This window comes from Williamwhitmania taraxaci (assembly GCF_900096565.1).
GTDB lineage: Bacteria > Bacteroidota > Bacteroidia > Bacteroidales > Williamwhitmaniaceae > Williamwhitmania > Williamwhitmania taraxaci.
The window spans coordinates 90917-101325 of sequence record NZ_FMYP01000004.1 but is presented as its reverse complement, the minus strand read 5'-3'; the positions used below and the strand labels follow the sequence as shown (position 1 = coordinate 101325).

The following is a 10409-nucleotide window of genomic DNA, read 5'->3' as shown; positions in this document are numbered from 1 at the left end:
TGCAATAAACCCAAACACCGCAAAAAATAAAAAAATCGTCAATGATTTGTTGGATTACGGTAAAATTGCGGCATAAATCTTACCGAACTATTGAATTAAGTATGATTAAGTATAAAAAAGTAGTAGCCATAAACCGCTACTATAGAATCACCAAGTTCTACCCGTTCTTAAAAGAGATGGCCATTAAAGGCGGCTTAACAATAGTGGGATTGGTAGCACTATTGGTTTTCCTCGAAATCTTTTTTATTGATATAAACGGATTGCTAAACCAGCTAGTAGTGAGCTACTCGCCTAAGGTAATCCTGTTTGTATTCTTTGTCTCCGAAACCTTTTTAGGTCTGTTGCCACCGGAGATATTTATTGCATGGAGTTCAAAATCGGCCGTCCCGTGGTTGCTGTTGAGCATTATTGCAAGCCTCTCGTATTTAGGTGGTATTGTAGCGTATGCACTAGGAAAGACGATGCTGCGAATTCCCGCCGTAAAGCTTTACCTCGAAACTAAAATTGCAACCCACATTAAAAACTTACGCAAGTGGGGTGGCTTTTTTGTAGTTGTAGGGGCCATGCTGCCGCTGCCTCACTCGGTGGTAAGCCTAGCATGCGGATTAATTCAATATAAATTTAGCCACTACCTTATGTGGGCGCTATTCCGGTTTCTGCGCTTTGGACTGTATGCTCTTGTGATTTTCAAAATTTTTTAACCTCGAACCATTAACTACAAATAGATTTTTTATGATCGTTGACATATACGTTTGGATAGGATTTATTGCGTTTATACTTCTTTTGCTGGTAATCGATTTGGGGATATTTCATCGCAAATCGCACGAGGTGAAGATAAAAGAAGCCCTTATATGGACCGGGGTTTGGATACTCCTGTCGCTGATTTTCAACTATGGGGTTTACATCTTCATGGGGAAAGAAAAAGCGCTCGAATTTCTGGCCGGATACCTAATAGAGAAGTCGCTGAGTGTTGATAACCTCTTTGTGTTTATCATGCTCTTCTCGTTTTTCGATGTTAAGCCACAATATCAGCACAAGGTTCTGTTTTGGGGAATAATTGGAGCCCTTATTATGCGAGCAATGTTCATTTTTTCCGGAGTAGTGCTGATTCAGAAGTTTCACTGGATAATCTACATTTTTGGTGCGTTCCTGGTGTTTACCGGAGTTAAAATGGTGCTGCAGAAAGACGAGAGCGTTGCCCCCGATAAAAACCCACTGGTGCGGTTATTTAAGCGACTCTTCCCTGTAAGCGAGAAAATGCACGGCGACAAATTCTTTGTAAAGCTAAATGCAAAGACGGTAGCTACTCCCCTATTTATTGTGCTGCTGGTGGTAGAGTTTACCGACTTGATTTTTGCAGTGGACTCTATTCCGGCCATTTTGGCCATATCGAGCGATTCATTCATTATTTTCACCTCCAACGTGTTTGCCATCCTCGGATTACGGGCGCTATACTTTGCGCTATCCGGAATAACCCAAATGTTTCACTACCTGAAATATGGGCTGTCGGCCATTCTTGTATTTGTTGGGGCCAAAATGTTGATCGTAGATTTGTATAAAATACCAATCATGTATTCGCTATTTACCATCATGGGTATACTGACGCTTGCCATAGCACTCTCCTATATTTTTCCGAAGAAAGAAGTTGAGCTGGAATCGCTAAAATCGTAATGCATCAAAAATTAGAAGATCAGCAATAACCCGATGGTTGTTGCTGCTCTTTTTTTATACCCAAATGCCCTCCTAATAACAGTACAGGAGAAAATAGACGGCAATAGCGTCGCCTAAATCTCCGCAAATAGACCTGGCAACTTGGGTAGTGAAGCATTATGCTCGGTAAGAGCCATATATCGCCTCACAAACGAGACAGGCCCTTGCTTAACACAGTCCTGAAGGGCCTCCCTCCCTTCAAGTTGCTCAATATGATAGGCCATAAACAGACCCGTAATGCACATATACTTCGACCAATACTTGCCATAGGTTCCCTCCTTTATGGCCGTTAATCGCTCCTCATGCGGCCGGTTTTTATCGAAGAAAATGGCCGCCTTAGAAGCCATGAAAGCAAAGGCCATAATTTCATTGTTGCGGATGAATTCACGCGAAGGATATTGCTTGCCAATAAACTCACCATCGGCGACAAAGTGGGCGACTCCCTCATTGAGAATGATTAGCAACGCCTCGTAGGTGATAGAGTCGCCCTCAATATCCTGCCAATGGGTTTTCCTGAAATCTTCGAGTTGGGCATGAAAAAGTTCGTGCGATAAAACATTGGAAAAGGTGGTTAACCGCTCCCTTAGAGTATTCCCGTAGGTTATACAAACATTCGTTACATTGAATAAAACAGTAGGAGTGCCACTCTCAGCCATGGAGTATTTGCCATTGTTAATGGTATAGGAGATACACATGGCATCGCCCCACTCCCATCCCACCGTTGTAAAATACACCTCATAGCTGCGTGGCGAAGTATAACCAGCAGGAAAGTAAGAGCCAATACGATTATAAACCTCGGTAGAGAAACCCCTACTATTAATTGCTTTCATAAATGCAGCAATTGAATCGCGCTGCTTATAGGCCAATGGCAAAACATACTGGGCTCCCGCAATAGTGTCGCGAGGGTTGAAGGAAAGCAATGCTGCCCGAAGGGACATGGCATCGGGAATATTTGAGAGTAAGGCTTCCCCTGCCAGCTGGTGTGCCGGAAGCGTGCAAAGGTTTTCAACGCTATAGTGTGGATTTCCGCGGCCAAACCACACCATCATGGAATCAACGGCTTCGGTATGCAGAATGAGGCGAGGCTGAGCGTTTCCTCCCATGGAAAGCATTAGCAGGAGAATAAGCGAGATACGTGTTTTCATACAGCTGATTAAATGGATTTACTGCGAAAAAAAACGCAGCCACTATCCAATGGCTGCATCTCCCAACTAAAAAAACGCGTAGATGGCATGTAAGGCAAGCCTTTCATGGTTACTCATACTTAATGCTTATCACCGGATTTTGACTGGCTGCGCGATAGCTTTGGTAGGAAACCGTAAGGAAGGCTATAACAAAAACAAATGCAGCAACGGCAGCGAAAACCCACCAAGGCATTGGAATCCTATAGGCAAAACCCTGAAGCCACCCCTTCATAAAATACCAAGCCAATGGCAGCGCAATGATATTTGATAGGAGCACCCACTTGGTAAAATCGTAGGAGAAGAGGCTAACGAGGCTTGTTACCGATGCGCCCATAATCTTCCGAACGCCAATTTCTTTAGTGCGCTCCTCGGCCATGAATGAAGCCAATCCAATGAGCCCTAGCGAAGAGATAATTAAGGCCAACACTGAGAAGTATAGAAGGATGGTCATGGATTTCTGGTCGCCTTTATACATATAGCTAAGGTAGTCGTCAACAAAAATGCTGTTTACTGGAAAATCAGGATTATTAAGGCTGCAAACTCGCTGGATAGTAGCATTCGCCTTGCCCTTATTGTTGGGATTAACCCGAACAAACATATAGTCCAACGATCCTCCTGAACTATACATCATGAGCGGACCTATCTTATTACTAATATGGGTAAAGTTAAAATCCTTAACAACCCCAACAATATGATAATTCGTACCATTATTTTTAATAATCATACCAATAACCGATCCCTTCGATACCATTTTGGCAAATGTTTGGTTGATCACAATGGCAGTTGAATCGGACTTTTCAAACTCTTCCGAAAAATAGCGTCCCTCTGCCATTTGAATCTTAAAGGTCTTTAGAAAATTATAGTCACCTATTGTATAGCTCACAAGCGGATTATAGTTTGGATCCTTTCCCTCCCACTCATTTCCCCAACCATTATAGTATACGTTACAAGGCATATGAGCGCCATAGGAAACAGACTGAATAGAAGGGTCCTCCAGTAATTGCTGGCGAATAACATCATGCTTTTCACGAAAAGTTCCAGTTAATGGGACAGAAACAACATTATGAATATCCATTCCCATATCCATCTTTTGTAAATACCGTATTTGGAGACTTACAACCAGCGTACACACTACCAAGGCAATGGAGAGGGAATATTGCAGCACAACCAACACCTCACGAAACCGGGCGCCACCCTTTCCTCTGGATGTATTCCCTTTTAGCACATTAATGGGTCGGAACTTGGTGAGGTAAAAGGCAGGATATGCACCAGATAGAATACCTGTAACCAACGTAACACCAACGATGAGTAACCAGAACTGCACACTAGAGTAGTCGAACTGAAGGTTACGATCCATCATTGAGTTAAAGTAAGGCAATAGCAGCTTGGCAAATATTAGCGCAAAATTCATCGATATAAAGGTTACTAACAGCGATTCGCCCATAAACTGTGCAATCAAACGACCACGCGATGCTCCAACCGTTTTCTTTAGCCCAATCTCCTTTGCTCGCTTGGCTGCACGTGCCGTGGAAAGGTTCATAAAGTTGAAGCACGCAATGAGCAAAATGAAGATGGCTATGATGGAAAACAACTTCACTTGCTTCATGACTTTCTCGGAGCCATCAAAAAAATAAAGATGCACCTTCGATACTGGGAAAAGGAAAAGCGAACGCAATGAATCTGTCTTTTCTACATGATTAACAAAAAAGTTGTTTAACTTCTTGTTAAGAGAATCAACGTTGACACCTTCGTTGACCTCGGCAAAGCCAAAGTAACTATGGTTTCCCCAAGAGGTTCTTAAGCCTTCATTATCCATTCGTAGCAATTCAAACGGTACAAGGCACGAAAACTTAAGAATGGTATTCTCCGCTGGGTTTTCCATAATCCCGGTAACCTTTAGCGCTGTTTTATTGTCGATAGTAAGAATCTTACCTATTGGATCATCATTCTCAAACATCACCTTAGCCATCTTTTCGGAAAGCACAATGGATCTGGGATCATTTAAGGCTGTAGTAGCATCGCCACGTAGCAGCTTAATAGAAAAGAGTTTCAGAAAGTTTGGATCAACATGGTTGATGTGAATATTCTGCTCAAATCCATCACACTTCTTCAAAACCGACTGCCCCCAAGTATTAACATTTGCCGCCATTTTTACCTCCGGATACTTCTCCTTGAGCACATCAATAAGTGGCCCTGGAAGGTTGGGCATTGGGTGCTTTGCACCATCCCACGTTTGGCGACAAACTACCTGGTAAAGATTATTGGTATTTGGGTAGAACTTATCCCAGCTCAACTCGAAGCTAACCCATAGCAGCAATAGAATGGTAACCGCCATTCCAAATGCTAAACCAAAGATGTTGATAAAGCTGTAGCCCTTGCTCCTGATGAGGTTGCGGTAGGCAATTTTAAGGTTGGTGAGTATCATGCTTCTAGTATTAAAGTATATTTCTTCCTTTTTCAAACTAAAGTATTTCAATAGTTATACCGAAAGAAGATTACTGCTGATAATCTAACTATTAGATAAAGGTTTGGTTAACTTAATCTCGAAAGATGTTCCGAAATCATCCACCGTATGTGCTAGAATGAGACAAGGGAGCTATATTTACCGAGACAATGAGGCAATGAGACAATGTGCCAATGTGCCAATTCTCAATGAGTCAATAAGACAATGAAAAGAAACACGGAGGCACTGAGAACACAGAGATTGATAATTATGTGAAGCAATTTTACAATAACATGTAACCCATCATTACTTTATGCAGATTCCGTCTAACTACAGTTTAACTTCTGTATAACTTCTGCTCATACACAAAATAGTATTATACTGCTCAATTCACATGGACAAGCAAGATACCATCCTCATAGTCGACGATAACAAGAGCGTGCTAAGCTCGCTGGAACTCTTCCTAAAACGTAAGATTGATAAGGTAATTACCTGCAGCAATCCCAACCAGATTCCCTCGCTGCTAAGGGAGGAGAGAATAGACCTTGTACTGCTCGATATGAACTTCACCGCTGGCATCAACAGCGGCAATGAGGGGATTTTCTGGATGCGAGAAATCCTCAAAGCCGACCCTCAAATGGTTGTTGTTCTGATTACGGCCTACGGCGATGTGGAACTGGCCGTAAACGCCATGAAGGAGGGCGCCACCGACTTTGTGCTAAAACCGTGGGACAACCAAAAGCTGCTGGCCACCATCCAAAGCGGCCTTGCGCTGCGTAAGGCCAAGCGCGAACTTAAAGAGGTAAAGCAACAGCAGCTACAACTTCAGCAAGACTTCTCGTCAACCTTGGGTGAATTCCTTGGCAAATCTCCGTCCATGGAAGCGGTATTCAAAAGCATACAAAAAGTGGCCAAGACCGATGCCAGCATTCTGATTCTTGGTGAAAATGGAACCGGAAAGGAGCTGGTTGCACGCGAAATCCATCGCCTGTCCGATCGTGCCAACAAGATATTTCTCTCCGTAGACCTTGGCTCCATTAGCGAAACGCTGTTCGAAAGCGAGCTGTTTGGCCACACCAAGGGTGCCTTTACCGATGCCAAGGAGGATAGAGCCGGACGGTTCCAAACCGCTTCGGGCGGAACGCTCTTCCTCGACGAAATTGGAAACCTCTCGCTGCCAATGCAGGCAAAGCTACTCACCGCCATTCAGAACCGGGAGATCACCCCCTTGGGTGCAAGCAAACCTATAGCCGTGGACATCCGCCTCCTTTGCGCTACCAACAAAAACATTAAAGAGTTAGTGAAGGAGGGATCATTTCGGGAAGATCTCCTCTACCGCATAAATACCATTGAAATAGACCTTCCTCCGCTCCGCGATAGGGGAAGCGATATTCTACTTATTGCAAAACATTACCTCAAGCAGTTTGCCGATAAATACGATAAATCGAAGCTTACGCTAAGCAGTAAAGCGGCAGAGAAGATTCTGGAATACAAATGGCCCGGCAACGTGCGGGAGCTAAAGCACGCCATGGAACGGGCGGTGATAATGTGCGAAGGAGATTGCCTAGAACCAGAGGAGTTCTTTAGCCATAGCTCGCAACCCAAAATTGAGCTGGGCTCCTCGCCTCTCAGCCTCGACGATGCAGAGCGAATACTTATTGAGGCTTCAATTAAACGCCACAAGGGAAACATCTCCAAAGTGGCAAAGGAGTTAAACATTGGACGACAAACGATCTATAGAAAGATTGAGAAGTATGGATTATAATTAATGTGACAATACGACAATTGGGCAATATGCCAATGAAAAAAAAGAACTACGAAGACAATAAGGCAATGAAAAAATAACCACAGAGACACAGAGAACACAGAGGTTGCTAATTCTGTCTCTTTTCAAAAAATTTCTTCTGAAAAAAATTAGTTTACGAAAAGTCAGGATGCGACTAGTATATCGCTGCGCAGTAGTTGCGCCCGGCCTAGCCACCTTCCAACCTTCACAAAAAAAGCGAGGCAAGAACAATGCCCACATCTCCTTTAAACCAGCAGAGTAAACAAAAGGAAACCCCATGCCGAAGCATGGGGAACCGATACTCCGAAAAGGGAGAGTATGAGGATGGCTACGACTGCCTCTGTACTAACGTATGTGCTGTATTGTTTTAAGATGCTATCATTTCCAACCTATCTCAAACTCCACCCGCCTATTCTTCTCCCTTCCTTCAGGCGTATCGTTGGTGTCTATAGGATTGTTGGTTCCATAACCAACCGATGAAAGGCGGCTTTTAGCAACACCATTGGATACAAGATATTGCTGAACAGAATCGGCTCGTTTTTCGGACAGTGCTTGGTTAAACTCTTCGTTTCCTTCATTATCGGTATAACCGGCTATTTTTGCAACGCAATCGGGCTGTAAATGCATAAATTCGACTAATTGATCGAGGTATAGTTTCGAATTCTGGGTAAGCTTATCGGTATTAAACTCGAACTCGATTCGTTGCAGTATGGTTAATTTCTTTTTAATAGAAACGCCCTGCTGCATTAACCAATTAACCTCTGCAAGCGAGTAAACCCTTTGAGGGTTGTAATTTACGGGATGATTTACGATTTCTTTATTTCCATTGGTAAAACCTAGTTCTATGGGTTCGGGCACGTTAGCTATATCATCTTTACCTTCAATCACGGGTATAGGCTTAATAGTATCCGTTTGAACCACTACTGCTTTCGATTTTTGTACCGAATCGTTGGTTACTACTGGTATCGTTAAGGTATCCTTACTAATTGGTGATGGCTCCGGTTTATTTATTGTTGAAACAGGAATAACGTTGGGCGTTACCGTGTTAACGAGTGTTGCTTGTGAACGTTTTCGGCCGCTACCAAGATTAATGGTAACACCAAACTCCATTCCATAGGCGTTTGCATTTATCTTATCGCCCCTGCCCATGAGGGTATTCAATGTTCGGTTGGCATTGGCAACTACCATGGTATTGCTTGCATTATATGCCGAGCTATTCGTTAAACCCAAGCAGGTTTTAAACCCACCAAACAATGCCCACCTAGGTGACATTTTGTATTTGACCCCAAGAGAGGCAATAATGCCACTGCTGCTTGTAAGTTTCAGCGATTCTTTATCGGATAACGATTTGTTTGTTGGATAGAAATATTGCGAACCATCTACGTCTACATTGTTTATCAATACATTAAATCGGGGGTAATATCCCTGCCGAGACAACATAACGTTAGACTCATACTCGCTGGACATTACAAAAGAAAGAAAATAACCAACGTTGGCATAAACAACAAACCGCTTCGACAAAGAATAATCGAAACGCAACTGTAGGGGCATGGATAAGTAGGCTACCTTTTGCTTTTCTGTAATATTCCCTTGTTCAAAAACATGCACCAAGTCGCCAGCCGCATCGGTTGTCCAAGCAGAGTCGTTATAAGCCAGGCTGCGCTGTGAGTTGTAAATGCTGTAATTGGCTCCGAGCGATAACCCCATCTTTAGCTTACCCGTGTTTTTGAAGTAATACGCAAGATCGACGCCACCGCTAAACCCGAAACGGCCTTTTTCCTCGCTGCTATACGTATCGCTTTTAAGCTGTGTGAGCATTGGCGAGAGATGTACGCTTAGTTTCCAATTTGAGGAGCTGTCGAAAGAGGAAATATTGTTTTCTTGTCCGTTTAAAACTTCAAAACCGGAAGCAAGAAATAAAACCAATAGGCAAATAACAATTTGTTTCACTAGTGTTTATTTTAGCAGGCAAAAAAATTTGCCATTAATACATACTTGTTAATAATAAGGCACAAAGACGATCAATTCTTCACAATCCGTTGCATATTTCTAAAGCCATTCATGCTAATTTCCACCAGATACTGGCCGGTAATCAAGCCATTCGCACTAACCTCAAATGTGGCAGACTGGGTAGATTTGTTGAATTGATACTGTTTTAATGCTAACCCACTCGTACTATAGATTTTTACGGTTAGCATACCATTATCAGGGTGAATAAGGTTTACACTAAACGTACCGCTGGTGACGGTTGGGTAAACCATTGCAGAGGCTGTGCCTGCCGTAGCCACTAAATTACCTGATTGTGCCTGGCATCCATTGATATCGGTTATTTGCACCATGTATTGCCCGGCTAAACTAGCACCCGTTAGTTTCAGAAATTGCTGGTTACTTTCGATATCCGTAGGCATATTGCTACCATCGGCCATAGTCCATAAATAACTCATATAGGTTTTGGCCGAGTTATCCACTATGAGCAACGACAATAAGCCCTGGTCTTTCTTTTCGAAGACAACAGGGGGAACCACTGTATACAATTGGGCTACATAGGTATCCGATGTAACTTGGCAGCCAGTAGCATCATTTATTACCTTCACCGAATAATTGCCCTCGCCATTTGTGGGTATCTGGTATTGGCTGGTGGTTTCTCCGTATATGGCATTGCCACCCAAATGCCATTGATATGCAAGTGAATTGTCATAATCGGTAATAGACAGAAAACCGTTAGGACAAAGTGATGTCTTGCCATTTTCGGCCGTAATCACTGGTTTTGAAGGAAAAGCATCGGTACTAAATGTTTTTGCGGTAAGTATTACTTCACTGCCAGAAGCATCACTAAATGAGCCTGCTTTAACAGCAATATAGTACGATATGCCACATTTAAACCCTGCCGTAATGGTAAGCTGCAACAAGCTACCCGATGTAATGTCGGGCGAAGTAAACGCCACAGCGACACCATTGGCATCGCCTTCGCGCAGGATAACAGCATCCGTAATGCTAGCGAACGTCATTTCTACCGCTTTGCTAAAAGATATCCCTATGGCAGAGTTTATATGTATGGGCGAATTGCTCACTAATGTTGGAAAGGTAACTACGGGAATTTCCCCGGGAGTAATAGTCATAATGGAACCCACATAAGCCAAGTTGTAGTTCGAATTCAATGCAACCGTGCCTTGTTGGATTGCATATGCTCCAACGTCTTCGCCCAAAATTCTGTTTAACGAACCGCTGAAAGCATCCGCACCAACCAATGATCCGCTGGTTATTTGGTATGTTAACGCAGGGTCGG

7 protein-coding genes are annotated in these 10409 nt (G+C 43.2%); 3 read left to right on the top strand and 4 right to left on the bottom strand.

The genetic code is table 11. The features are described 5' to 3' along the window. Positions 1-41: 41 nt before the first annotated feature. Together BLS65_RS02115 and BLS65_RS02110 are read left to right on the top strand one after the other, a co-directional pair. Entirely contained in the window at positions 42-701 is a 660-nt protein-coding gene (locus tag BLS65_RS02115) for a YqaA family protein (protein ID WP_212590486.1), read from the top strand. Positions 702-732: 31 nt separating this feature from the next. Next, the gene (locus tag BLS65_RS02110; RefSeq protein WP_092435099.1) at positions 733-1671 is read left to right on the top strand and encodes a TerC family protein; all 939 of its coding nucleotides are present in this window, start codon (positions 733-735) and stop codon (positions 1669-1671) included. A gap of 113 nt (positions 1672-1784) precedes the next feature. Here the strand turns inward: BLS65_RS02110 and BLS65_RS02105 are convergent, their stop codons facing one another. Together BLS65_RS02105 and BLS65_RS02100 are read right to left on the bottom strand one after the other, a co-directional pair. After that, positions 1785-2855: a DUF5700 domain-containing putative Zn-dependent protease gene (locus BLS65_RS02105; RefSeq protein WP_092435096.1), complete on the bottom strand. Its 1071-nt coding sequence runs from the start codon at positions 2853-2855 to the stop codon at positions 1785-1787. Between the two features lie 109 nt (positions 2856-2964). Then, positions 2965-5355 carry an ABC transporter permease gene (locus BLS65_RS02100; protein ID WP_125869738.1) on the bottom strand — a complete coding sequence of 797 codons (2391 nt, stop codon included), beginning with the start codon at positions 5353-5355 and terminating at the stop codon, positions 2965-2967. 376 nt (positions 5356-5731) lie between these two features. Between BLS65_RS02100 and BLS65_RS02095 the strand changes: the two genes are divergently transcribed. Next, entirely contained in the window at positions 5732-7102 is a 1371-nt protein-coding gene (locus BLS65_RS02095; RefSeq protein ID WP_092435090.1) for a sigma-54-dependent transcriptional regulator, read from the top strand. Between the two features lie 399 nt (positions 7103-7501). On the opposite strand, the gene BLS65_RS02090 is transcribed toward BLS65_RS02095, so the two are convergent. Together BLS65_RS02090 and BLS65_RS02085 are read right to left on the bottom strand one after the other, a co-directional pair. Then, positions 7502-9073 (bottom strand): OmpA family protein, encoded by a 1572-nt coding sequence (locus BLS65_RS02090; protein WP_092435087.1) that lies wholly within the window; start codon positions 9071-9073, stop codon positions 7502-7504. A 71-nt stretch (positions 9074-9144) separates the two neighbouring features. Beyond that, the coding region (locus BLS65_RS02085) for an MBG domain-containing protein (RefSeq protein WP_170829970.1) at positions 9145-10409 on the bottom strand (1265 nt) is incomplete at its 5' end.